The sequence below is a fragment of the Methylobacterium sp. WCS2018Hpa-22 genome, from assembly GCF_031843785.1.
Taxonomy (GTDB): domain Bacteria; phylum Pseudomonadota; class Alphaproteobacteria; order Rhizobiales; family Beijerinckiaceae; genus Methylobacterium.
Genome location: NZ_JAVTJA010000014.1, coordinates 86,691 through 110,604, shown reverse-complemented (window position 1 = coordinate 110,604; position 23,914 = coordinate 86,691). Strand labels below are relative to the sequence as shown.

Here is a 23,914-nt window from a genome sequence, read left to right as displayed (position 1 = left end):
CTTCATTCCTCAGGATCGCGGTGCATCTCCGGATCCTCGATCCTTGTGAGCATGGGATGCCCGCCCTACAACGGTATCAGTCTCTTCCCGCCGCAGGGCGCGGAAAGGCCCGATTCGCATCTCTTCTCGAGAAAACCCGAAGATTCGGAGACGCATGTCCGACACGATGTCGATCGAAGCCGCCAAGGCCCTCGTCCCTGATCTGCGGGCGGCGATCCGCGAAGCTGCCTCCCTCGCCCTTCCCTACTTCCGGGCGGACGGACAGACGACGGCCCGGACATGGTCGAAGGCCGGTGGCTCTCCGGTGACGGAAGCCGATGTGGCGGTGGATACGTTCCTGAAGATCAGGCTGAGTGCTTTGCTGCCGAAGGCCGCCTGGCTTTCGGAGGAAACGAGCGACGATCCAATTCGCCTGGGCTCCGACCTCGTCTGGATCGTCGATCCCATCGACGGCACCCGTGCCTTCCTCACAGGCCATCCCGATTGGTCGATTTCGGTGGCGTTGCTCTCGCAGGGGCAGCCGGTTCTCGGCTTCGTCCATGCTCCCGTCAGCGACAAGTTCTACGAGGCGGTGGCGGGTGCTGGCGCGACGTGCAACGGCGTTTCGCTGTCGGTCTCGCGACAGGCCGGGCTCGCTGGTGCGCGGGTGACAGGACCGAAACCGATGGCCGATAAGCTTGCACGGGGCGGCTCCGTTGACGGAAAAGCGGTCGATTTCAAGATCATCCCGCGTGTGCCGTCCCTTGCTTTGCGGGTGGCCAGGGTCGCGGAGGGATCGATCGATATCGGCCTCGTTTCGTCCGACGCGCGCGACTGGGACCTCGCCGGGGCCGACCTGCTCCTGCGCGAGGCGGGAGGATCGGTGAGCGACCTGCGGGGAAATCGCACGACCTACAATAGACCAGATCCCGTCCACGGGGCCCTGATCGCGATGTCGGACACCCTGCGCGACGATGTCGTTGCAGCTCTGACGCGGGTCTGAAGCGTTCGTCATCGCGACGACGCGTCATTCCCTTCGCAGCCTGGCGAAGCGTCGGTTGCGTGTGGATGCGGCGGTGAAATCGACCGGAATCGAGCCGGGTTTCGACCGCCATCGGCGAGGCTTTCGAGGCCTCCGGGCCGATCGACGAATCCGGCCGCGTTGCGGTGCTCCGTGGCGCCATGGACCTGAGCGTTCAACCCGGTAAGCGCAGGCATCCGGCGAGGTGCGGGACACCCGATGGTCGAGACGACCGAAGTGATTCTCCCCCGCCCCCGTGCCGGCGCGATTGGCCCGGACACGCAAACGCCGAGCCCTGTGAGGAACTCGGCGCGAAACGTCCATCAGCGCGGGGACGATGCCCTCGACGCAGGATAAGCCCGATCAGGCGTGTTCGCGAACCGCGACCACTTCGGGAGCCACTCCGAGCCGCTCGGCGAGGTGCCAGCGCAGTTCACGGGGCGAATGGTAGTTGTATGAGGTATCGATGAGGTGGCTGAGATCGATGTCCTGCGCATCACGCGACGTCGTCTGCTTCAGCTTTCCTACCTTGAATGTCGCTGCATCGGTGATGGGCGAACGGACGCCGCGGCGCCGGGTGTATTCGAACAACATGTTTTCTTGTGATCTTTCAGATTTTCTTGGTGTGCAGAACAACGAGCTTAGCTCCGTGTTCCGTAAGTCAGAGGTTTGAAGGGTGGGAGGGATGCCATCCTCAGCGAACTCGTCTCCCCAGAGGAGATCGTCGGGATGGCGGCGGACACGGCGCTCGATCGCCGATGGTGACGCCAGCCCCGAGGGCTGGCGCCGGGGGCGTCAAGCCGCCTGGAGGTTACCAGCCGAGTCCTTGCCGCTGCGCTTGTCGGTCTGGATCTCGTAGGAGACCTTCTGACCTTCAATGAGATTGCGCATTCCCGCGCGCTCGACGGCGGAGATGTGAACGAACACGTCCTTGCCGCCGTCATCGGGCTGAATGAAGCCGTAGCCTTTGGTTTCGTTGAACCACTTAACAGTGCCGGTATTCACGAATAGAACCTCGTATCGTTCGTTGACCAAAGACGTGCATCTGCTCGAGATACCCGGCGCCGGTCCTCTTTTACATTTGACGGGATCAGCAGGTCGTGAGACGTGCGATGCACGTTGCGTTCGGCTCACTGATGCCCGCTGTCCTCCATGTAGGCTGATTGTGCGGCGGCAACAAGGCACCCGGCTCGATCTTGCCTGCCGCACCGGCACGCTGCACTCTCATGGGACTCCGATCGGACCCCGTGTTTTTCGGTCCGCGACATGCATATATGGGACCTGTTCCAGGCAGTTAGGCGACGCAATTAGGCGGTTCATGGCGGGCATCTCGGTTTCCCTCGAAGGCGCGAACATCCAGCTCTCATTCCAGAAGGACGATCAGGCCACGGCCGTCGTCATGGATGCGCGGGCGGCCCGTGCGCTCGTGCGTGCGGTGGGACAGCTGCTGACCGCGATCGACGAGCCGGACGATGTCGACCTGCCGGACGATCTGAGCGACGAGGATATCGCCATGCTCGAAGTCACCTCGTCCGCCATCGAGGTCGGCACCGACGAGCAGGGACAGGCCGTGGTCGCCTTGCAGGCCGGGGCGCTTCCCCCCTTCCAGCTGCGCCTGACGGACGAAGAGGCCCGCCACGTGGTGACGAGCCTCTCTGAAATCCTCAGTGCGCCCCGGGACGTGCGCGCGTCACACGGGGATCACTAGACCCCTCGATCACATCCTGACGCCGGGGTCGGTCGGTCCGCCCGGCAGATAATCGGGCTCGGAGCCCGGCCCCTTCGGCTCGTCGACGCCGGGATCGTCGACAGGATACGGGGTCCGTGGTCCGGTCGGGCCGATATCCGGCCCTTCATCGGGCGGCAGCGGCGGCGGTGGCAGGTCACCGGGGATTCCGCCCGGCAGCGGCTCGGGGATCGGTAGGCCTGGATTGGCCATTCAGCGTCTCCTTCGCTTCTAGGTGGATCGCGCTTCTAGGTGGATCGCGTTCCGACGTTAAGTCGGTCGTCTTTCGGACCAACCCGCCCCGATCCTCGCCAGTTCCAGCAAAGCATGAATTCGAGCCTTGTGCTGCCGCCGTGGCTGCATTGCGCCTCGGCCCGCCCAGGAACCTGCCCCAGCCGCCACCGGTTCTTCCGCTACCTCTTTGAACACATGCGGAGATCTGCCATGGCCGACATCAAGCAGTCGAAGGTTCTCATCGTCGCGACAGACGGTTTCGAGGAAACCGAGCTCACCGTTCCGCTGCAGAATCTCAGGGGGGCCGGAGCGAGCGTCGTCGTCGCATCGCCGAAATCACGCGAATCGCGGGAATCCATTCGCGGCTGGGACAAGACCGATTGGGGCAAGAACGTTGCGGTCGACAAGGATCTCGAAGACATCGACCCGGCCGATTTCGACGCGCTCGTCCTCCCCGGCGGTCAGATCAACCCGGACAAGCTGAGGCTCGAGCCGAAGGCCCTGGAGGTGATCAAGGCCTTTCTGACGTCCGGCAAGGTCGTGGCCGCCATCTGCCACGCGCCCTGGCTGTTGATCGAGGCCGGTGCCGTGAAGGGCCTGAACCTGACCTCGTTCTCATCGATCAAGACGGACGTCATCAATGCCGGCGGCCAGTGGCACGACGAGGCGGTGGTGACCGACAAAGGGATCGTCACCAGCCGCAATCCGGGCGACCTCGACGCGTTCTGCGCCAAGATCGTCGAGGAGATCCAAGAGGGTAACCACGGCGCTCGCCAATTGGCCGCCTGACACCGGGCTTACGCTCCGCCCGCCCCGAAACGGGCGGGCTCTTCGACTCAGCCCCGCGATGACCCGACTTCGCCGGTGACTTCCAGCACCAGACCGGAGGAGAGCGGACGACCGTACTCGTCCTCGACATCCACGGTGATGCGGTGACTGCCGGCCGGGATGTCCCCGTCGAGACGTGCCACCCAGATATGGCTCGAGGGCTCCGCCTTCACCCAGGGTTTCTTCGCCTCGGGATAGCGGAGGTAGACCTCGTTCACGAACGGATCGGGGCGTCGCGTCCGCACCATCGCGACGGCCGGGCCGCTGCCGATCCGATAGGAGACCCGCGTGCGCGGGCCGCCGTCGAAGACGTTCACCACCAGATTGGTGGCGGAGAGGCTCTCTCGCGGCACCGGCGACCGCAGGGTCTGCATCGGCCGGTAATCGCGCAGGACCTCGCCCGCGCCGCCGCGATACTGGCTCTCCAGAACGATCCGCATCCCCTCGTCCGGCTCGCCCTGGGCCGGGCGGTAGCGGGTCGTGTAGCCGGCGCCGTCCACCGACAGGACATGAAAGCCATTCGGTGTTCCGTCGCGGCTGTCGGCCGAGGGGATCCCGGTGCGGGAAGAGGGGCCGCTCCACCACGAGCCCGAGACAGCGGTGAGGACGTGGTGATGGTGGCTCCCCGCGCCGCCCGCACGGGGATAATGATGCTCCGTCGTGTGAGTATGGCCGGCGAGGCTCAATACCGGGCGGTCGCCCAGAAGGTCCAGCAGGCGCTCGCGGTCCATCACGTTCTGGCGCGGATCGTCCGGGTTGAGGTCGGTGTAGAGCGGGATATGCATCGCGATGACCACGAGGCGATCCTTGGGCGTCTGCGCCAGCATGTTGGCGACGAAGGCGAGCTGGCGTTCGCCGATGCGCCCTTCGTAGCGCCCTACCCCATCGCCCGCCCCCGATGCGGCGCCGAGATAATGGACAGTGTCCAGCATCAGGAACAGCGCCTTGCCGTGGTGGAAGGCGTAGTACGGCGCTCCGTAGACCCGCTTGAAGGTCTCGCGGCTGTAGCGTGCGTCGGGCGCCTCGAAATTGAGATCGTGATTGCCGCCGATATGGAACCAGGGAATGCCGATGCGCCCCATGATGCGGTTCGAGCGGCCGTAGAACGAGAGATCGTCGAACAGGATGTCGCCCGTGGTCATGCCGAAGGCGGCTTTCGTCCCCAGGACGCGGGTCACCGCCGTATCGCGGACATGGCCGAGTTCCACCGGGCTCTCGGGCTGAGGATCGGTGAACAGGATCACCTCGAAGGCATCCGGTTCCGCCTGGCGCGACAACGCGAAATCGATGGAGGCGGGAAGCGGTCCCGTCGGGTCGATGCCCCGATAGCGCAGCCGCAATTCGGGCGGCGTCCCTTGCGGTTGGTGGAGGTAGCTGAAGCGCGGGATGTTGTTCTCGTCGCGCGGCAGGGCAAAGCCCGACGGCTTGACCACAAAGACGGTGTCGCCATCCGACACATCGAGGCCGTAGCGGCCCTGACGATCGGTGAGGACCACGTCCCGGCCGTTGGAGACGGCGACATCCGGGATGCCGATCCGTTCGCCGGAGACACTCTCGTAGACCATGCCCGTCGCACGCTCCGACGCCCGGGCGGAACTGGCCGACAGCGCCAGTGCGGCGGCGCCTGCCATGGTCTGGCGGCGGGTCAGAGCGGATCGGTCCATCATGCGAAAGCCTGTTGCAACGGGTCGGCCACACCGAACCACGTGCCTTTGACCATCGCGTGACGCTTCCGGCGAGCGTCGCCCGTTCAATGCGTGGCGACGGTCTTCTCGACTTTGGGCTTGGTCACGGCGGCCCCGGAGATCAACTCGCCGAGACGCTTCTGGTCGAGCCCGCGTGTCACGTCCACGAGGCGATCACCGGCGGGGGATTCGACGGCTCTCACGGGGATCGACCCCGTCGCCACCGGGTCCTTCATCGCTGCCACCGGCACGGCGGACAGCGCGGGCTCGCGTTGGAGGCGCATGGCCCAATGGGCGGCGGTGGAAAGCGCGGCAATGGCGACGATCGCCTTGGTGCCGTTGGTAAGAAGGCGGCGCATGAGGAGGAGCCCGAGACTACGCGGAGGAACCTGGCCGGTTCCCCGGCCCGTCTCACTTGTGCGTGAAGTCGGTAAACCAATCCGCTCAAGCACTCGTCCGGCACTTGTCCTGAAATGGCTCGACAAGCTGAGCGCGCAATGAGCGTGGGCCATCAGCCACGGCGACGGTTCCTGTTCCCCGCACTCGTGACACACCTGACGCGACCCGGCCCACCAGGCCTCACAGGATCGACGCAGAGAACTGGTCCGCATCGCCCCGTCACGGCAAGCCCTGCAGCCACGCAAGTCCGAGAGGGTTCGCGAAACCGTCGAACGCATTAGCCGCGGGGACCGCCGATGTAGACATCCTACACCGAGCCGGCAACCGATCCGGCTGCATAGGGCCCTTCCGCCGCAGGCTCGTCCGCTGGCGGAACACGGGACTGGATGGGATCGGCCTCGGCGAGGCTCGTCCATGTCGGCATTCCCGGCTCACGCCGGGGACAGCATCACTGCAGCGAAGAACGGTGAGGATATTCCCACCGCTCCGATCGAAGCGGGTTTCGACCGCGCTGCCTCATGGCACCGGGTTGGTGTTGGTCGGCGCTCGACGTCTCAGCTCAGCGAGCCGCAGAAGCGCTGGATGCGGGTGCAGGCCTCTTCCAGCGCCGTGTTCGACGTGGCGTAGGAGATGCGCAGGTTCGGTCCGAGGCCGAAAGCCGAGCCGTGAACGGCGGCGACACCCTCGGCCTGGAGCAGTTCCAGCACGAAATCCTCGTCCGATTCGATGACCTTGCCCGACGGCGCCTTGCGCCCGATCGTCTCCGCGCAGGACGGGTAGACGTAGAAGGCGCCTTCCGGCGTCGGGCATTTGAGGCCCTTGGTCTGGTTCAGCATGGAAACCACGAGGTCGCGGCGCTCATGGAAAGCGGCGCGGAAACGGGCGAGATGCTCCTGCGTGCCGTCGAGGGCCGCCACCGCCGCCCATTGCGAGATCGAGGAGGCGCCGGAGGTCTGCTGGCCCTGGACGAAATCCATCGCCTTGATGAGGTGCTCGGGACCGGCGGCGTAGCCGATGCGCCAGCCCGTCATCGCATAGGCTTTCGAGACGCCGTTCATGGTCAGCGTCCGGTCGTAGAGGCCGGGCTCGACCTGGGCCGGCGTGACGAACTCGAAATCGCCGTAGCAGAGGTGCTCGTACATATCGTCCGTGAGCACCCAGACATGAGGATGCCGCATCAGGACGTCGGTGATCTTCTTCAGCTCGTCGCGGGCATAGGCCGCGCCGGAGGGGTTCGACGGCGAGTTGAGGATGATCCACTTGGTCTTCGGCGTGATCACCCGCTCCAGTTCTTCCGGCTGGAGCTTGAAATCATGCTCCATGTCCGTCTCGGCGAAGACCGGCGTGCCGCCGCACAGCACGACCATCTCCGGATACGAGACCCAGTAGGGGCGCGGGATCACCACCTCGTCGCCGGGGTTCAGCGTGGCCAGGAGCGCGTTGTAGATGACGTGCTTGCCGCCGGTGCCGACGATGGTCTGCGACGCTTTATAATCGAGGCCGTTCTCGCGCTTGAACTTCCGCACGATCGCTTCGCGCAGGGGCACGATCCCGGAGACCGGCGTGTACTTGGTCTCGCCGCGACGGATCGCGTCGATCGCCGCCTCCTTGATGTGGTCGGGCGTGTCGAAATCGGGCTCACCCACCGACAGGCTGATCACGTCCATCCCGCCGGCTTTCAGCTCACGGGCCTTCTGCGTCATCGCGATGGTGGCGGACGGCTTCACCTTGGACAGGGCGTCGGCGAGAAAGCCCATGATGGTCTACTCCGATCACGTCAGATGGGCGCCGATACGCGCCTCTTCAAAAAGCGCGCGGACCCTAATCCCGGAGCTGTGAGCCGGCAAGGCTGCCGGACACGTCAAAGCGGCCACCCCTGGCGCGATGACGCTCCGGGATGGCCGCTTCGTACTGATGAGGACAGATGTGCCCTGAGGTCAGATGCCGCCGAAGACCCACCGGAGCTTCGACAGGAACCCTCCGCCGGATTTCGCAGCGCGGGTCGCCTCCGGCTCGTCCTTCTCCGCTGCGGAGGCCTTGTCCGCATGGATCAGCCCGAGGGCCGCCGTATCGGTGGTCTCGCGGTCGATGAGGATGAACCCGCCGGTATCGCGGTTCGCCGCGTAGGCATCGATGGCCACGGCGCGGTCCAGGCTCAGGGTCACGTCCGCGATGTCGTTGGCCACGAGGCGGGCGGCCGGGACGGGATTGCCGCTCTCGGGATCGATCCGCGTATGGATGGTCGTGACGGTGGCGTTCACCGTCACGGTGCCGATCTTCGCGAGCAGGGTGGCGCCGGGCAGGAGTTCGGTCTCGGCCGCCCAGAAGAGACGGGCGTCGAAACGGTCGCTCACCCGCATCGGGGCATCGGCCGTGACGATTACCGAACCGCGCGAGGCGTCGATCTCGTCGGCGAGGACCAGGGTGACGGACTGACCTTCCACGGCATGCGGCAGGTCGCCATCGGCGGTGTAGATGCGGGCGATGGTGGAGGTCCGGCCCGAAGGCTCGACGATAATCGCGTCGCCAGGGGCGACGCGGCCGCTGGCAATCAGGCCCGAGAAGCCGCGGAAGTCGGAGTTCGGACGGTTCACCCACTGGACCGGAAGACGGAACGGAGCGGCCTGCTCCTCGACCCGAACCGGCACTTCTTCGAGGTACTGGAGGAGCGGCGTTCCCGTGTACCAGGGCACGGCGGCGCCGGGCAGGACGACGTTGTCGCCGTTCTTGGCGGAAAGCGGGATGGGCCGGATCTCGGTGAAGCCGAGGGGCGCGGCGAACGCGTCGAACGCCGCCGTGATCTCCTCGAACTTGCCCTGCGACCAGCCGACCAGATCCATCTTGTTCACCGCGAGGGCGACGCGCTTGATCCCGAGCAGCGAGACCAGCAGCGCGTGGCGCCGGGTCTGGCGGGTGAGACCCTGCCGAGCGTCCACCAGGATCACGGCGACATCGGCCGTGGAGGCACCGGTCGCCATGTTGCGGGTGTACTGCTCGTGACCGGGCGTGTCGGCGACGATGAACGAGCGCTTGTCGGTGGAGAAGAAGCGATAGGCGACATCGATGGTGATGCCCTGCTCGCGCTCGGCCTGGAGACCGTCCACGAGGAGGGCGAGGTCGATCTCGGCGCCCTGGGTGCCGTGCTTGCGCGAATCGCGCTGCAGCGCCGTCACCTGATCGTCGAAGATCTGCTTGGTGTCATGCAGGAGCCGGCCGATCAGGGTCGACTTGCCGTCGTCGACGGAGCCGCAGGTGATGAAGCGCAGCACTTCCTTGCTCTGGTGGGCGGCGAGGAAGCTGTCGTAGCCGAAGGCTTCGGGTGACTGATGGATCGTCATCTTAGAAATACCCCTCCTGCTTCTTGCGCTCCATGGCGCCCGACCCGTCCTTGTCGATCACGCGGCCCTGACGCTCGGAGGTCCGGGCGGCCAGGGTCTCGCCGATGATCTCGGGCAGGGTCGCGGCATCGCTCTCGACGGCGCCGGTGAGCGGGTAGTCGCCCAGCGTCCGGAAACGCACGGACAGGTTCTGCGGGGTCTCGCCGGGGTTCAGGGGCAGGCGGTCGTCGTCGACCAGGATCAACTGGCCGTCGCGCTCCACCACGGGGCGGGGCTTGGCGAAGTAGAGCGGCACGATCGGGATCTGCTCCTGCTCGATATAGAGCCAGACATCGAGCTCGGTCCAATTCGAGATCGGGAAGACGCGCAGGGATTCGCCGCGCTTCTTCTTGAGATTGTAGAGGTGCCAGGGCTCGGCGCGCTGGCGCTTCGGGTCCCAACGATGCTGGGCCGTCCGCAGGGAGAAGATGCGTTCCTTGGCGCGGGACGCCTCCTCGTCGCGGCGCGCGCCACCGAAGGCCGCGTCGAACTTGTGCTTGTCCAGCGCCTGACGCAGGCCCTGCGTCTTCATCACGTCGGTATGGACTTCGGAACCATGGCTGATCGGACCGATGCCCCGGGCCAGGCCGTCCTGGTTGGTGTGGACGATGAGATCGAGACCGAGCTCCTTGGCGCGCTGATCGCGGAACGCGATCATCTCCTTGAACTTCCACGTCGTATCGATGTGCATCAGCGGGAACGGCAGACGGCCCGGTGCGAAGGCCTTCAGCGCCAGATGCAGGAGCACCGACGAATCCTTGCCGATCGAATAGAGCATCACCGGGTTCTCGGTCTCGGCGACCGTCTCCCGCATGATGTGAATGCTCTCGGCTTCGAGACGCTGCAGGTGAGTCAGACGCTCGGGCAGCGTGGCGGCCAGGGCGGTGGCGGCGCTCATCGGGCCATCTCCAGATTGCTGTTGCGGGGTGTAGATTCGAATGCGGCGGCTTCCTGGCCCGGCTGAACGTTCGCCTCGGGCTGGTGCACGTGGAGGCCGCATTCCTTCTTGGATTCCTGCTCCCACCACCAGCGGCCGGCGCGTTCGGATTCACCAACCTTGATGGCACGCGTGCACGGGGCGCAGCCGATCGAGGGGAAGCCGCGATCGTGCAGGACATTGTAGGGGATGTAATTGTCGATCACGAAGCGGTCGACATCGGCTCTGGTCCAATCCGCCAGCGGATTGATCTTGATGAGACCACGCACCTCATCCGCCTCCGCCAGGGGCGTATCGGCGCGATTGGCGGATTGGCCAGCCCGCAGGCCCGTCAGCCAACCGGCGGCGCCGTCGAGGGCCCGGCCCAGCGGCTCGACCTTGCGGAAGCCGCAGCAGGCCTGCCGGGCGGCGACCGAGTGGCGGAAGCCGTTGATTCCCTCGTCGCGGACGAAAGCCTCTTCGGCGAGCCGCTCCGGCGCATAGGCCTGGATGCGGATGCCGTAGGCCGATTCGGTCTCCGCCCATACATCGTAGGTCTCGGGAAAGAGCCGTCCGGTATCGAGCGTGACGATCTCGGTCCGCCCCTTGGCCATGGCGAGGGCGTGGGTCAGAGCCTGATCCTCGATGCCGAGGCTGGTCGTGAAGACCAGTCGGCCGGGGATCGCGGCTTCGATCGCGCGGATCCGGCCCCGCAGATCGAGGCCGGCCATCGTGGACGCGAGGTCCCGCGCCGTTCGTTCCAGGGAATTGCTCATCTGCGGTGCTCGATACGACTGCCTTAAAGATGCCTGCTTGTCTGACGCCTGAAATGTTCGCTATAACGAACGCTGTCAAGGCATAGCGGCCATCGCGGCGCGGCATTCCCACGCGGACGCCGCTATGGTTTGCAAAGGCGTGGCGACCGGATTGGTTGCCTGTCGAAGGAATATCCTTCTCAATTCGCCGGTCGACGTCGTGCCTCCGCGCACCTCGGCGCCGCCGATCGGAACTGCTTAGCGAGGTCAATATGGACGCGATCGATCTGAAGATCCTTGCACTGCTGCAGAACGACGCCACGCTGTCGATCGCGACGATCGGAGAGAAGGTCGGCCTGTCTCAGACGCCCTGCTGGAAGCGTATCCAGCGCCTCGAAGCCGATGGCGTGATCGACCGCAGGGTCGCGGTTCTCGATCCCGTCAAGCTGGGTCTCGGCCTCACCGTCTTCGTGTCCATCGAGACGTCGGACCATTCCCGCGATTGGCTCGAGCGCTTCGCCTCGACCGTCGCCGCCATGCCCGAAGTGCTGGAGTTCTACCGCATGGCGGGGGATGTGGATTACATGTTGCGGGTCGTTGTCGCTGATATGCAGGCTTACGACACATTCTATAAGCAGCTCATCGCCACCTTGCCGCTCAAGAACGTGACGTCGCGCTTCGCCATGGAAAAAGTGAAGTCGACAACGGCACTTCCGCTTCCGGCCGCTCCCTCGAACGGTCGTTTCACGCCAACCCTCTCGGTCGTGGCGGGAGAATAAAATTCTATATTGCGCTGCAAGGATAGGCAGCTCCTTCTACCCCGACGTCGTTCTGTAAAACGGACATCCCGTTGACAGCCGGCCTCTCAGGACGACATGGCTTACCGATGGCACGACAAGCGATCCTTCCCCAAACCGCCCCGTTCAACGACAGCGAACGCGCGAGCCTCGACTCGGTCCTCGGCGGAGCGACGCCGATCCAACGCGCCTGGCTCGCGGGCTTTCTCGCGGGGTTGGATGCGGCCGGCGGCCAGAATGCCGTGGCACCCGCAGCGCCGCCGAAGGCATCCGAGCCGTTGACGATCATCTACGCCAGCGAATCCGGCAATTGCGAAGCGCTGGCCGGCACCGTGGCCAAGCTGGCCAAGAAAAGTGGCTTTAAGCCGAAAGTGGTGGATTTCGCCGACCTCGACATCGCGACGCTGCCCGGCGCGAAGAACGTGATCGCCATCGCCGCCACCTGGGGCGAGGGTGAGCCTCCGGCCCGCGCCACCCGCGCCTATAACGAATTGATGGGCGACGGCGCCCCTCGCCTCGACGGCGTGAATTTCGGCGTGCTGGCGCTCGGCGACACCTCCTATGTGGAGTTCTGCGCCATCGGGAAGGCGCTCGATGCGCGGTTCGAGGCGCTGGGCGGAAAGCGTAGTGTGGACCGCGCCGATCTCGATCTCGATTTCGACAAGCCCGCCGCCGATTGGATCAAGAACACCCTGAAGGCTCTGGCGCCCGCGCCGAGCGCCGACAACGTCGTGGCGGTCGATTTCGCCGGCCGCGCCGCCGTCGAGGACGACGATGCCGAGCCGAGCCGCGAACCGGTCGTGGTCGAGGTGGTGGATCACATCAACCTCAACTCGTCGCTTTCGGACAAGGAGACGATCCACCTCGCGCTCGAATTCCCGGACGGTGCCCCCGCCTACGAACCCGGCGATTCGCTGGAGATCTACCCGGAGAACGATCCGGCCCTGGTGGAGGAGATCCTGAAGGCGACGAATCTCTCAGGGGACGAGAGCCTGCGCAGGGCGCTCCTCGCGGAGCGCGACATCACCACCTTGTCGGCCACCACGGTGGAGCGATTCGTGAAGGCGACGGGCCATTCCGAAGCGCAGAAGCTCATCGACAGCGGTGAGGTGAAAGCCTGGATCGAGGGTCGCCACCTCATCGATCTCATCGAGACCTTTCCCGCGACGTTCTCGGCCGAGCATCTCAACACCATCACGCGGCCCTTGCCGCCGCGGGCCTATTCCATCGCTTCCTCGCGCAAGGAAGTGGGCGACGAGGTCCATCTCGCCATCGTCGCCGTTCGTTACGACAGCCATGGCCGCTCCCGGTCGGGCGTCGCCTCGGTCCATGTGGCCGACCGGATCAAGAACGGCGCCAAGCTGCGGGTGAAATTGAAGCCGAACCGGCATTTCCGCCTGCCGCAGGACCCGGCCACCGACATCATCATGGTGGGTCCCGGCACCGGCGTCGCCCCGTTCCGCGCCTTCGTGCAGGAGCGCCGCGCCATCGAGGCCACCGGTCGCTCGTGGCTCTTCTTCGGTGACCGCCACTTTACCCACGACTTCCTCTACCAACTCGAATGGCAGGACGCCCTGGAAGACCGCTCGTTGACGAAGATCGACGTCGCCTTCTCCCGCGACCAGCCAGAGAAGATCTACGTGCAGGACCGCATCCGCCAGCACGCCAAGGAAGTGGTGGAATGGCTCGATGGCGGCGCCAGCTTCTATGTCTGCGGCGATGCGAACCGGATGGCCAAGGACGTGCGCAACGCCGTCGTCCAGGCCTATGCCGAGGTCAAATCGCTGAGCGACACCGATGCGGAAGCCGCGGTGGCGGCGCTGGAGCGAGCCCATCGCTACCAGCAGGACGTCTACTAGGGCGCGTTGTTCCTCCCCCGCTCAAATGGGGATGCACATGCGGCGCCCAAATATGAATTGAAAAGACCGGATCATCGCCATGGACGACCTGACTCCTCCCCGCACCTACGAGACCCCGCCGACGACCCGTCCGATCGACGAGGCCGACGCGGCCCGCGAGGCGGGCCTCGCGCATAACGAGCACATCAAGATCGCGAGCGGCTTCCTGCGCGGCACCCTGGCGGATGGCCTGCTCAAGCATGCCACCGGGGCGATCTCCGAGGATGACGGCCAGCTCGTGAAGTTCCACGGGATGTACCTGCAGGACGATCGCGACCTGCGCCCCGAGCGTACCAAGAAAAAGCTCGACAAGGCCTACAGCTTCATGATCCGCCTGCGCATTGCCGGCGGCGTCGTGACGCCCAAGCAATGGCTCGTCCTCGACAACATCGCCACCACCTACGCCAACGGCACGTTGCGGGCGACGACCCGCCAGACCTTCCAGTATCACGGCGTCATCAAGTCGAACCTCAAGCGGACCATGGCCGCCATCGACGCGGCCCTGCTCGATACCATCGCGGCGTGCGGCGACGTGAACCGCAACGTCATGGCATCGACGAATCCGGCCCAATCGGGTGCCCACAAGGCGGCATACGATCTCGGCAAGGCGATCTCCGACACGCTCCTGCCGAAGACCAATGCCTGGCGCGAGATCTGGCTCGATGGCGAGAAGGTGATCGGCGGCGAACCGGAATTCGAGCCCGTCTACGGCAAGACCTACCTGCCGCGTAAGTTCAAGATCGTCATCGCGGTGCCGCCGTCGAACGAAGTCGACGTCTTCGCCCATGATCTCGGCTTCATCGCGATCCTCGACAAGAAGAACAAAGTCACCGGCTGGAACGTCACGGTCGGCGGCGGCATGGGCATGACCCATGGCGAGCCGGACACGTTCCCGCGCACCGCCGATGTGATGCTGTTCTGCAAGCCGGACGAAGCGGTGCGGGTCGCCGAGGCGGTGATGACGGTCCAGCGCGACTGGGGCAACCGCAAGAACCGCAAGAACGCCCGTCTGAAATACACGATCGAGCGCTATGGCCTCGCAGCCTTCCGCGCCGAGGTGGAGAAGCGCTTCGGCAAGCCCCTCTCCGACCCGAAGCCCTTCACCTTCACGGGCAACGGCGACCGCTTCGGCTGGACCGAGGGTGACGATGGCCGCCACCACCTGACCCTCTACGTCCCATCGGGCCGCATCAAGGACGATCTCGGCGACGGGCCGAAGCTCCTGGCGGGCCTCCGCCGGATCGCGGAGATCCACGAGGGCGACTTCCGCCTCACCGGCAACCAGAATGTCATCATCGCCAACGTGCCGTCCGAGAAGCGTGCGGAGATCGAGGCGCTGGTGGACGAGTACGGGATGCAGAAGGGCGCCAGTGCCCTGCGTCGCAATTCCATCGCCTGCGTCGCCCTGCCGACCTGCGGATTGGCGCTCGCCGAGAGCGAACGCTACCTGCCGGACCTGATGACGGAACTGGAGGAGAGCCTCGCCTCGCATGGGCTGCAGGACGACGAGATCACGATCCGCATGACCGGCTGCCCCAATGGCTGCGCCCGGCCGTTCATCGCCGAGATCGGCTTCGTTGGTCGCGGCCCGGAGCGCTACCATCTCTATCTCGGTGCCGCCTTCGATGGTTCGCGCCTCGGCAAGCTCTACGCCGAGGACGTCAGCAGCTCCGAGATCAGGACCATCCTCGATCCACTCTTCGCGGCCTATGCGCAGGGCAAGACGGCGGGCGAGCGCTTCGGCGACTTCCTCATCCGCGCCGGCTATGTCGAGAAAACCTTCAACGGACCGGACTTCCATACGAAGACCGGCGCCCTGAAGGCTGTTGCCTGAACCGACCTTCCTCCGTGCATTGCTTCGCCAATGTTGCAGTGCACGGGGATTTGTCTTTACGGCCAAGCTCAGGTGGGGACCGAATATAAGTTCGAGACGCCTGAACTCTGACGCGGCTTAGCGGTTGATCTGGAGATTCGACCGGAGGCTGCGATGGCCAAGCACGAAATCCTGAATTTCTTCGAACATCGCCGCGACGGCGCCTGGATCTGCGTGAAGCCCTTCACGCTGACGACGAAGCAGACGAGCGTCGATATCCGGCAGGGCATGCGGTTCGATTACGGCAAGCGTGTCGGCGGCGTGGACCTGGCCGAGTATCTGGAACAGCTCGGATCGCAGTTCGGCTCGTAAACGCACGCCCGCGAGCCGGCCGCGATATGAGCGTCCGCTTCGGCCACGGCCCATGTGTATCGTGAGCCCGACGTTCGTTATTGCAGTCCTCTTCGACCCATCTCTTCGCGGGAACGCCGACGGTCCCGGCCTCCTGTCCGGAATGTCGTATCACTGACGGCGCGTAGGCCGCCCCGCAATCGTGGATCGTCGCCGTCAGCGATCCCTGGGCGGTAAAGACACGAGTGGCTCCGGACATCCCACGCGGTGTCCCGACGTGCGCCGGCCACCACCTCAAATCCATCGTTCATGATGGTCCGATGAGACCTTCCGCCGACCTCACCGTTTCTTGGATGAGCCGCTTCGATTTAGCGCTGGGATCATTCCTGCGCCGTTCATCTGTTCCGTGCGATGATCCACTGTTCAACGCCGTGTTTTTGACGGCTGGAGGCAGGAGATTTAGGGTCCGTTTATGACAATCACCGTCGACCCGTTGCAGGCGAGCCTGGAAGACGCGGCCCCCACGACACGATGCAGGATTCTGGCGACGGCCGAGCGTTTCTTTCGCGAGATCGGCTACCAGAAGACCACCGTCTCCGACATCGCCAAGACGCTCCGGATGAGCCCGGCCAATGTCTATCGGTTCTTCGAATCGAAGAAAGCCATCAACGAGGCGGTGGTCGAACGCGTCACCCGTGAGGTCGAGGCGCTGATCGCGGGCATTGCCGTGGCTCCCGGCCTCAGCGCGGACCAGCGGGTCGCGGAAATCATCCGGGAGCTTCACCGCGACTGTATCGAGCGCTGCAAGGACAACCCGCGCATCCATGAGATGGTGGAAGCCGCCATGACGGAGAGTTGGGGGGTGTGCCGGCACCATATCGACCGGATCGGCGCGGCATTGGAGCGGGTGGTGACGGACGGCGTCCGCAGTGGCGAGTTCCAGGTCGAGGATCCCGCGACCACCGCCGCGTGCCTGCACGTGGCGATCACGCGCTACTGCCATCCCGTCCTGGTGAGCCAATACCCCAATGCGCCGGCGCCACCCATCGACGCGATGATCGCCTTCCTGTTGCGGGCGCTCCACGAACCCGCCGGGACCACCACCCCGGTCAAGGCCAGGGAACCGGCCGAGCCGCTGTAGCGCGCCGAGATCATCAGCCCATCTCGGCGAGGATCGCCTGCGCCGCGGCGCGAGGATCGGCGCTCTGGGTGATCGGCCGGCCGACGACGATGTGATCGATCCCCACCGCCATGGCGGCCGCCGGCGTCAGAACGCGCTTCTGGTCGCCGAGATCGTCACCTGCCGGGCGGATGCCGGGCGTCACGATCAGCCGCGACGGGCCGATGGCGGACCGTACGGAGGCTGCTTCGACGGCACTGCAGACGATGCCGCCGATCCCGGCCTCGGCCGCCTGCCTTGCGCGCAAAGCCACCAGATCCGCGATGGGCATGGCGTAGCCCGCCTCGTCCGCGTCGGCCTGATCGTAGGAGGTGAGCACGGTGACGCCGAGGATCGTCGGCCCGCCCCGGCCGGCACCCCGAACGGCGGCGCGCATGGTCTGCGGATAGGCATGGACGGTGAGGAAGGTCGCGCCGAGGTCGGACAGCGCCCGGACGCCATCTTCCACGGTATTGCCGATATCGTGCAGCTTCAGGTCGATGAAGACCTTCAGGCCCGCTCGCGAAAGCCGCTGCACCAGGGGAAGGCCACCGGAATAGGCCAGCCGGTACCCGATCTTGTAGAAGGTCGCGGCATCGCCGATGCGGTCCACTAGCGCCTCGGCCTCGGCCGCGCTCGGCAGGTCGAGGGCGACGATGAGGCGGTCTCGCGGATCGAAGGCGGCGTGGGACATGGAGGGCTCCGGGGGATCGGGTGACGGATCGCCGCCACGGCGCTCCATGTCAACGCGGGCGGCCCGGTCACCCACGCGTCATCACCCGGGAAACCTCCTCCTTCAGCACCGGCAGCAATTCGGCCTCGAACCACGGATTGGTCCGGAGCCAGCCGTTGTTCCGCCAGGACGGGTGCGGCAAGGGAAGCACGCGCGGCCGGCGCGGCTCATCGAGAATGGTTCGCCAGTTGCGCACCATGGCGGTGAGCCCGCCCTCGACCCGGCCGAGATGCCAGGCTTGCGCGTATTGGCCGATGACCAGGATGAGCTCCATCTCGGGCAGGCCCTCGAACAGCGTATCCCGCCAGCGTTCGGCGCATTCACGGCGCGGCGGCTTATCGCCCCCCTTCGCGTCGAGGCCAGGGAAACACGCCCCCATGGGCACGATGGCCAGCCGGCTGGCGTCGTAGAAATCCGGCTCGGACAGGCCGAGCCACGACCTCAGGCGGATGCCGGACGGATCCATGAACGGGACACCGCTCTTGTGCGCCCGGTTCCCCGGAGCCTGGCTGGCGATGCAGAGACGCGCCGAACTCGAGCCCTGGACGATGGGTTTAGGCTCCTGCGGCAGGGGCGCGCCATAGAGCGGCGCGTCGCGGCACAGGCGGCAGGCGCGGAGGGACGCGGCGATCGATTCGAAGGAGGTCATGCGTCGTGACAGGTAGTATGAACAGGGGATCCTGGGAGTACGGGACGTGGGAACGAGAGGCCGCACCCCGCGCTTGAATCGTCTGAGGAGCCCACGACGACGGCCTCCCCCACGAGCATGCCCTACCGAGAAACACAGGGAGTACCCCATGGCCTTCATCACCGCGCAGGATGGCACCGGCCTCTACTACAAGGATTGGGGTCACGGGCGGCCCGTCGTGTTCCTCCACGGTTGGCCCCTCGACGCGGATATGTGGGAATATCAGATGGTACCCGTGGCCGAGGCGGGCTTCCGGACCATCGCGTATGACCGCCGTGGGTTCGGACGCTCGGAGCAGCCGTGGCAGGGCTACGATTACGATACGTTCGCCGACGACCTGAAGGCGGTGCTGGACGCGCTCGACCTCACCGACGTGACCCTGGTCGGCTTTTCCATGGGGGGCGGAGAGGTAGTGCGCTACCTGTCGCGGCACGGCAGCGACCGGATCTCCCAGGCGGTCCTGATCTCGGCGGTGACGCCGATGATGCTGAAGACCCCGGACCATCCCGACGGCGTGGATGCCGGCGTGTTCGAGGAGATCATCGACGGGCTGAGGATGGACCGGCCGTCCTTCCTCGCCAATTTCAACAAGGGATTCTTCGGTGCCGGCATGTTCACCTCGCCGGCATCGCCCGAGATGATCGCCTGGGCCGGCCAGGTCGCCATGCTGGCCTCTCCCAAGGCCACCATCGCCTGCGTGAAGGCCTTCTCCGAGACCGATTTCCGTCCCGACATGGCGAAGGTGACGGTGCCCTGCCTGATCATCCATGGCGATGCCGACCAGACGGTGCCGATCGACGTCACCGGAAAGGTCGCGGCCTCAGCCGTGCCGAGCGCGGAATTCGAGATCTACGAGGGGGCTCCACACGCGATCCCGCTCACCCATCACGAGCGTCTGACGACGGACCTCATCGACTTCCTGAGGCGCTGACGCCGCCGCGACTGGCGGAGGCCCGCTCTCGATCGGGCTCAGACCCCCTTCAACCCGCTCAGGTCGAGGGGCAGCGAGCGCAGCCTCTGGCCCGTCGCGGCAAAGATCGCGTTCGAGATCGCCGGGGCGATGACGGGCACGCCCGGCTCGCCGATGCCGGTCGGGGCAACGTCGGAGGCCACGATATGGACCTCCACCACCGGCATCTCGCTCATGCGCGTCGGCTCGTAGGCGTCGAAGTTCTTCTCCTGCACCACCCCGTCCGTCAGCGTGATCCTGTTGCGCAGCACGGAGGAGAGCGCGAAGCCCACAGACCCCTCCACCTGGGCGCGGATCACGTCGGGGTTGACGGCGATGCCCACATCCACCGCCGCGACGATGCGGTTGACCTTCACATGGCTCCCATCCGCCGTGATGTCGGCCACCATCGCCACGTAGGAGCCGAAGGATTCGTGCGCCGAGATGCCGAGGCCCTGCCCCTTGCCGCTACTGCGCTTGGCCCAATCCGCCTTCTCGGCGGCGAGCTTCAGGACGGCGGAGAGGCGCGGCGCGCCGCCGAGCATCCCGAGGCGGTAAGCCAGCGGGTCGGCCCCTGCGGCATGGGCCAGCTCGTCGATGAACACCTCCATCGCCTGCGCCGTATGGGTGTGGCCCACCGAGCGCCACCACAGGACGGGAACGCCCTCACGGGCGTTATGGACCTCGAACCGGTAGGCCGGGATGGCGTAGGGCGTGTCCGATGCGCCCTCGACGGTGGTGGAATCGACGCCGTTCTTGACCAGCATCGCCTCGAACGGCGAACCGATCATGATCGATTTGCCCACCATCCGGTGCTGCCAGCCGGTGACGGCGCCCTTGGCGTCGATCCCGGCCTTGAGGGTGTGGAGCACCATCGGGCGGTAATAGCCGCCCGCCATGTCGTCCTCGCGGGTCCAGACCAGATGGACCGGTGCCTTGCCGCCGGTCGCCTTCATGATGGAGGCCGCCTCGGCGATGTAATCGGCCGTCGGCGTCGCCCGTCGCCCGAACGATCCGCCGGCCCATTGGGTGTGCAGCCTGACCTTTTCGGCCGTCACGCCGAGGGTCGCGGCGGCGACCGCCTGTTCGATCGTCTGGAATTGCAGGCCGGCATAGATGTCGTAGCTGCCGTCGGATGCGCGCTCGATCGTGGCGTTCAGCGGCTCCATGGCGGCGTGGGCGAGGTAGGGGAAGGTGAATTCCGCCTCGATGACCTTGGCCGAACCGGCGAGAGCGGCGGCGGGATCGCCCTTCTCCGACGCGACGATTCCGGGGCGCTTGGCCGTCTCGCGATACTCGGCGAGGATCGTGTCCGAGGAGCGCTTCTCCGCAGCGCTCTCATCCCAGGTGACCGAGAGAGCGTCGCGGCCCTTCATGGCCGACCACGTATCCTTGGCGAGAACGGCGACGCCCGTGGGGATCGTCACCACGTCGATGACGCCCGGCACCGCCCGCGCGGCCTTGTCGTCGACCTTCGATACAATGCCGCCGAAACGCGGGGCATGCGCCACCACCGCCGTCACCTGGCCCGGCCGGCGGATGTCCATGGAATAGATCGCAGTGCCGTCGGTCTTGGCAGCGGAGTCGAGGCGCGGACGCTTCTTGCCGATATGGACCCATTGGCTCGGGTCCTTCAGCTTCGGCTGCTGTGGCACGGGCACCGCCGCGGCGGCTTCCGCCAGGGCGCCGAACCGCTCCTCGCGCTTCGAGGCGAGATGGCTGACCGTGCCGTTCGAGACCGTGATCTCGGAGGCCGGGACGGACCATTTCTCGGCCGCCGCGGTGACGAGCATCGCGCGGGCGGCGGCACCGGCCTTGCGAAGCTGGAACCAGGAATTGGCCACGGCGGTCGAACCGCCGGTCCCCTGGATCGGCCCCATCAGAAGGTTGTTGTAGAGCTTCGCATCGGCGGGTGCGAAGGCCACGCGCACGCGCGACCAGTCGGCATCGAGTTCATCGGCCAGGATGGTGGCGAGACCCGTCGTATTGCCCTGCCCCATATCCAGATGCTTGATCAGTACGGTGACGGTGTCATCGGCGGCGATCCGCACAAAGGCGTTGGGTTGAGCGGGGGCTGAGGAGAGGTCGGGCCCGGCCGCCGCGCGCACCGGCTTGGCGGGGTCGAGGGTGAAGCCGATCACCAGGGCGCCGGCCGCGACGCCGGCTCCGCCAAGGAAGGCGCGGCGCGACGGACGGGGGGCGGCCGCCTCGGATTTGGTCTGACGGACCTTCAGCATGGCTTCCTCCAGGGCGACGACGGCGGGCATTGCATGGGTTCAGGAGTGTGCCGGCCCTTGGGCCGGCCTTCGGTGCGGATCAGGCGAGGGAGCGCGCGGCCTCGTGGATCGCGGCGCGGACACGCTGATAGGTGCCGCAGCGGCAGATGTTGCCATCCATGGCACTGTCGATCTCGGCGTCGCTCGGCTTCGGCGTGGTCGAAAGCAGACCGATGGCCGACATGATCTGACCCGATTGGCAATAACCGCACTGGACCACATCGAGGCCGCGCCACGCGGTCTGGACCGCCTCCGCCACCCGCCCGGACACACCCTGGATCGTCGTGATCTTCGCCTCGCCCACATCGCCGATGCGGGTCTGGCAGGAGCGGACGGGCTGACCGTCGAGATGCACCGTGCAGGCGCCGCATTGAGCGATGCCGCACCCATATTTCGTACCGGTCTTGCCCAGATGATCGCGCAACGCCCAGAGGAGCGGCATGTCGGGATCGGCATCGACTTCATGCGACGCACCGTCGACATTCAGCTTCAGCATGACATCTCTCCGACTTTAAGTTCGACTACTTCTAAGTACTGAATCGACCTGGGAAATGTGCGCTTTCGCACACCAGGCGGGCAGCCGGATCGGGGCCTGCATAGGTGCCAGCGGAGTGAAGCCACGCGATTTAGAGACAAGTGTTCGGATCGCGGCAGGCCGTTCTTAACGTATCTGGCGCACCTTGTCCTTGTCGCTGCACCGACAGGCCGAGGTCCTTTCGACCTCCGTTTTCCCTCGCAAGATCCCCAAGACGGTGATGTCGGACCTGACAGCGGAGATGGTTCAGCGTGGACGCGGTCCTTCGGCACCGGAATCCGTTCGCCGCCGCAAAGTGGCCCGAGACATCCGTTCTGCACGCGAGCGGCTGACCTCGACGAACGGGCTCGAACGCGCTTTCGATTACGAGCTGCTCCGGATCTACGCCGAGTACCGCTCGGGGGCCGGGCTGACCCATGCCGTCCTGGGCCTCGTCATCGCCGGGGCGTCCTCCCTGTGGGTGCCGATTCCCGTCGCCCTGTCCTGGGCCGTCTGCCTGATCTGCGGCGTCGGCCTCTCGATGGGATTGACCAAACATTTCCTCCGGCAATCGGCGGACACCGTCTCGGTGAGACGCTGGCGCAGCGCCTTCATGTTGAGCGAGATCGTCCAGAGTTCGGCATGGGCCCTGATGATCCTCGTGGCCGCGCCCAGCGCCCGCATTTTCGTACTGTTCGGCCTCGTCATCGCCGCCGCGGTGGCCGCGATGCTGGCGGCGACCCTGCCCGCCGCCGCCGCCGCCGCGCTGCTCCCGCTGATCCTGGCGGCGCTCTCCCTGCTGGCGTTCTCGCAGGACATGGACACGATCCTGCTCGTCACCATGGTGGTCGGATCGCAGATCTTCTTCCTCGGGCTCGCCCGCCGCGTCTACGCGTCGGCCGTGGGGGCGCTGAAATCGCAGGCGGAGAAGGACGCGATCTTCATCGAACTCGAACAGGCGAAGGGCAATTCCGACGAGGCGCGGCGACGCGCCGAGGAGGCCAATCTCGCCAAGTCACGTTTCCTCGCGACCATGAGCCATGAATTGCGGACGCCGCTGAACGCCATCCTGGGGTTCTCGGAGGTGATGAAGAACGAGGTTTTCGGCGCCCACGTGGCTCCGTCGTACAAGGAATATGCCGGCGACATCCACGATAGCGGGATGCACCTGCTCAACCTCATCAACGAGATCCTCGACCTGTCGCGCATCGAGGCAGGGCGCTACGAGCTCAACGAGGAGGCGATCCAGCTCGCCCATGCGGTGGACGAGTGCCGCCACATGGTCGCCTTGCGGGCGCGTGGAAAGGGTCAGGCCTTCCACGAATTCATCGATCCCGCCCTCCCCCGCATCTGGGCGGACGAGAGGGCCTTGCGCCAGATCGTGCTCAACCTCCTGTCCAACGCGGTGAAATTCACGCCGCCAGGCGGCGACATCACGATCAAGGTCGGGTGGACCGCGTCGGGCGGGCAATATGTCAGCGTGAAGGATAGCGGGCCGGGCATTCCCGAGGACGAACTCGGCACGGTCATGTCGTCCTTCGGTCGCGGCTCCCTGGCGATCAAGACCGCCGAACAGGGGTCGGGTCTCGGCCTGCCCATCGTGAAGGGGCTGGTCGACCTGCATGGCGGCAACTTCCACCTGAAGTCGAAGCCGCGCGAGGGGACGGAGGTCGTCGTGATCTTCCCGGCGAGCCGCGTGATGGACACGCTGCCGGCCCTCAACCTCCCCGAGGAGGCGGATTCGGGGACGACCCTGCGCGGCCGCCGAAGCGCGGCCCGCGCAGCCTGAACCGGGCTGGAGCCGCGCGAAGTCGAG

Annotated in this window: 23 protein-coding genes; 10 read left to right on the top strand and 13 right to left on the bottom strand. The window is 65.9% G+C overall.

All coding sequences use genetic code 11. The annotated features are described in order from the left end of the window. The first annotated feature begins 154 nt into the window (after positions 1 to 154). On the top strand, positions 155 to 982 hold the full coding sequence (locus RQI43_RS18900) for a 3'(2'),5'-bisphosphate nucleotidase CysQ (protein WP_311276218.1): 828 nt from the start codon (positions 155 to 157) through the stop codon (positions 980 to 982). Between the two features lie 381 nt (positions 983 to 1,363). Here the strand turns inward: RQI43_RS18900 and RQI43_RS18895 are convergent, their stop codons facing one another. Next, positions 1,364 to 1,594 carry a hypothetical protein gene (locus RQI43_RS18895; protein ID WP_056428857.1) on the bottom strand — a complete coding sequence of 77 codons (231 nt, stop codon included), beginning with the start codon at positions 1,592 to 1,594 and terminating at the stop codon, positions 1,364 to 1,366. 201 nt (positions 1,595 to 1,795) lie between these two features. Continuing rightward, positions 1,796 to 2,005 (bottom strand): cold-shock protein, encoded by a 210-nt coding sequence (locus RQI43_RS18890; RefSeq protein ID WP_026175704.1) that lies wholly within the window; start codon positions 2,003 to 2,005, stop codon positions 1,796 to 1,798. A 313-nt stretch (positions 2,006 to 2,318) separates the two neighbouring features. Between RQI43_RS18890 and RQI43_RS18885 the strand changes: the two genes are divergently transcribed. Next, positions 2,319 to 2,708, top strand: coding sequence for a hypothetical protein (locus RQI43_RS18885; RefSeq protein ID WP_056428856.1), 390 nt, complete (start codon positions 2,319 to 2,321; stop codon positions 2,706 to 2,708). 9 nt (positions 2,709 to 2,717) lie between these two features. Here the strand turns inward: RQI43_RS18885 and RQI43_RS18880 are convergent, their stop codons facing one another. Then, positions 2,718 to 2,939 (bottom strand): hypothetical protein, encoded by a 222-nt coding sequence (locus tag RQI43_RS18880; protein WP_056428854.1) that lies wholly within the window; start codon positions 2,937 to 2,939, stop codon positions 2,718 to 2,720. 231 nt (positions 2,940 to 3,170) lie between these two features. On the opposite strand from RQI43_RS18880, the gene RQI43_RS18875 reads away from it, so the two are divergent. Beyond that, entirely contained in the window at positions 3,171 to 3,749 is a 579-nt protein-coding gene (locus tag RQI43_RS18875; protein ID WP_311276217.1) for a type 1 glutamine amidotransferase domain-containing protein, read from the top strand. A gap of 47 nt (positions 3,750 to 3,796) precedes the next feature. Here RQI43_RS18875 and RQI43_RS18870 read toward each other — a convergent pair whose 3' ends face one another. From RQI43_RS18870 to RQI43_RS18845, 6 genes are all read right to left on the bottom strand, one after another. After that, positions 3,797 to 5,455 (bottom strand): calcineurin-like phosphoesterase family protein, encoded by a 1,659-nt coding sequence (locus RQI43_RS18870; RefSeq protein ID WP_311276216.1) that lies wholly within the window; start codon positions 5,453 to 5,455, stop codon positions 3,797 to 3,799. Positions 5,456 to 5,538: 83 nt separating this feature from the next. Then, on the bottom strand, positions 5,539 to 5,832 hold the full coding sequence (locus tag RQI43_RS18865) for a hypothetical protein (protein ID WP_056428847.1): 294 nt from the start codon (positions 5,830 to 5,832) through the stop codon (positions 5,539 to 5,541). A 594-nt stretch (positions 5,833 to 6,426) separates the two neighbouring features. Further along, positions 6,427 to 7,629 (bottom strand): pyridoxal phosphate-dependent aminotransferase, encoded by a 1,203-nt coding sequence (locus RQI43_RS18860; protein WP_311276215.1) that lies wholly within the window; start codon positions 7,627 to 7,629, stop codon positions 6,427 to 6,429. Between the two features lie 180 nt (positions 7,630 to 7,809). Next, on the bottom strand, positions 7,810 to 9,210 hold the full coding sequence (gene cysN, locus RQI43_RS18855) for a sulfate adenylyltransferase subunit CysN (protein ID WP_207412545.1): 1,401 nt from the start codon (positions 9,208 to 9,210) through the stop codon (positions 7,810 to 7,812). A 1-nt stretch (position 9,211) separates the two neighbouring features. Beyond that, positions 9,212 to 10,147, bottom strand: coding sequence for a sulfate adenylyltransferase subunit CysD (gene cysD, locus RQI43_RS18850; protein ID WP_056428839.1), 936 nt, complete (start codon positions 10,145 to 10,147; stop codon positions 9,212 to 9,214). After that, positions 10,144 to 10,941 (bottom strand): phosphoadenylyl-sulfate reductase, encoded by a 798-nt coding sequence (locus RQI43_RS18845; RefSeq protein WP_311276214.1) that lies wholly within the window; start codon positions 10,939 to 10,941, stop codon positions 10,144 to 10,146. The genes cysD and RQI43_RS18845 overlap by 4 nt, the downstream gene beginning before the upstream one ends. 251 nt (positions 10,942 to 11,192) lie before the next feature. On the opposite strand from RQI43_RS18845, the gene RQI43_RS18840 reads away from it, so the two are divergent. From RQI43_RS18840 to RQI43_RS18820, 5 genes are all read left to right on the top strand, one after another. Next, positions 11,193 to 11,699: an Lrp/AsnC family transcriptional regulator gene (locus tag RQI43_RS18840; RefSeq protein WP_018042510.1), complete on the top strand. Its 507-nt coding sequence runs from the start codon at positions 11,193 to 11,195 to the stop codon at positions 11,697 to 11,699. Between the two features lie 107 nt (positions 11,700 to 11,806). Continuing rightward, on the top strand, positions 11,807 to 13,576 hold the full coding sequence (locus tag RQI43_RS18835; protein ID WP_311276213.1) for a flavodoxin domain-containing protein: 1,770 nt from the start codon (positions 11,807 to 11,809) through the stop codon (positions 13,574 to 13,576). Between the two features lie 79 nt (positions 13,577 to 13,655). Beyond that, positions 13,656 to 15,449: an NADPH-dependent assimilatory sulfite reductase hemoprotein subunit gene (locus RQI43_RS18830; protein ID WP_056428826.1), complete on the top strand. Its 1,794-nt coding sequence runs from the start codon at positions 13,656 to 13,658 to the stop codon at positions 15,447 to 15,449. A gap of 153 nt (positions 15,450 to 15,602) precedes the next feature. Next, a complete protein-coding gene (locus RQI43_RS18825) occupies positions 15,603 to 15,800 on the top strand; it encodes a hypothetical protein (RefSeq protein WP_056428824.1) in 198 nt (65 codons plus the stop codon). A 451-nt stretch (positions 15,801 to 16,251) separates the two neighbouring features. Further along, entirely contained in the window at positions 16,252 to 16,920 is a 669-nt protein-coding gene (locus tag RQI43_RS18820) for a TetR/AcrR family transcriptional regulator (protein WP_311276212.1), read from the top strand. Between the two features lie 13 nt (positions 16,921 to 16,933). On the opposite strand, the gene pyrF is transcribed toward RQI43_RS18820, so the two are convergent. Both pyrF and RQI43_RS18810 read right to left on the bottom strand, forming a co-directional pair. Continuing rightward, on the bottom strand, positions 16,934 to 17,632 hold the full coding sequence (gene pyrF / locus RQI43_RS18815; protein WP_311276211.1) for an orotidine-5'-phosphate decarboxylase: 699 nt from the start codon (positions 17,630 to 17,632) through the stop codon (positions 16,934 to 16,936). Between the two features lie 67 nt (positions 17,633 to 17,699). Continuing rightward, the gene (locus RQI43_RS18810; RefSeq protein WP_311276210.1) at positions 17,700 to 18,320 is read right to left on the bottom strand and encodes a uracil-DNA glycosylase family protein; all 621 of its coding nucleotides are present in this window, start codon (positions 18,318 to 18,320) and stop codon (positions 17,700 to 17,702) included. A gap of 148 nt (positions 18,321 to 18,468) precedes the next feature. Here RQI43_RS18810 and RQI43_RS18805 point away from each other — a divergent pair, with 148 nt between their 5' ends. Further along, entirely contained in the window at positions 18,469 to 19,290 is an 822-nt protein-coding gene (locus RQI43_RS18805) for an alpha/beta hydrolase (RefSeq protein WP_311276209.1), read from the top strand. Between the two features lie 38 nt (positions 19,291 to 19,328). On the opposite strand, the gene RQI43_RS18800 is transcribed toward RQI43_RS18805, so the two are convergent. Beyond that, a complete protein-coding gene (locus RQI43_RS18800) occupies positions 19,329 to 21,545 on the bottom strand; it encodes a xanthine dehydrogenase family protein molybdopterin-binding subunit (protein WP_311276232.1) in 2,217 nt (738 codons plus the stop codon). A gap of 79 nt (positions 21,546 to 21,624) precedes the next feature. After that, positions 21,625 to 22,080, bottom strand: a complete 456-nt coding sequence (locus RQI43_RS18795; RefSeq protein WP_056428807.1) for a (2Fe-2S)-binding protein — start codon at positions 22,078 to 22,080, stop codon at positions 21,625 to 21,627. Positions 22,081 to 22,339: 259 nt separating this feature from the next. On the opposite strand from RQI43_RS18795, the gene RQI43_RS18790 reads away from it, so the two are divergent. Next, on the top strand, positions 22,340 to 23,887 hold the full coding sequence (locus tag RQI43_RS18790) for a HAMP domain-containing sensor histidine kinase (RefSeq protein ID WP_311276208.1): 1,548 nt from the start codon (positions 22,340 to 22,342) through the stop codon (positions 23,885 to 23,887). The last annotated feature ends 27 nt before the right edge of the window (positions 23,888 to 23,914 follow it).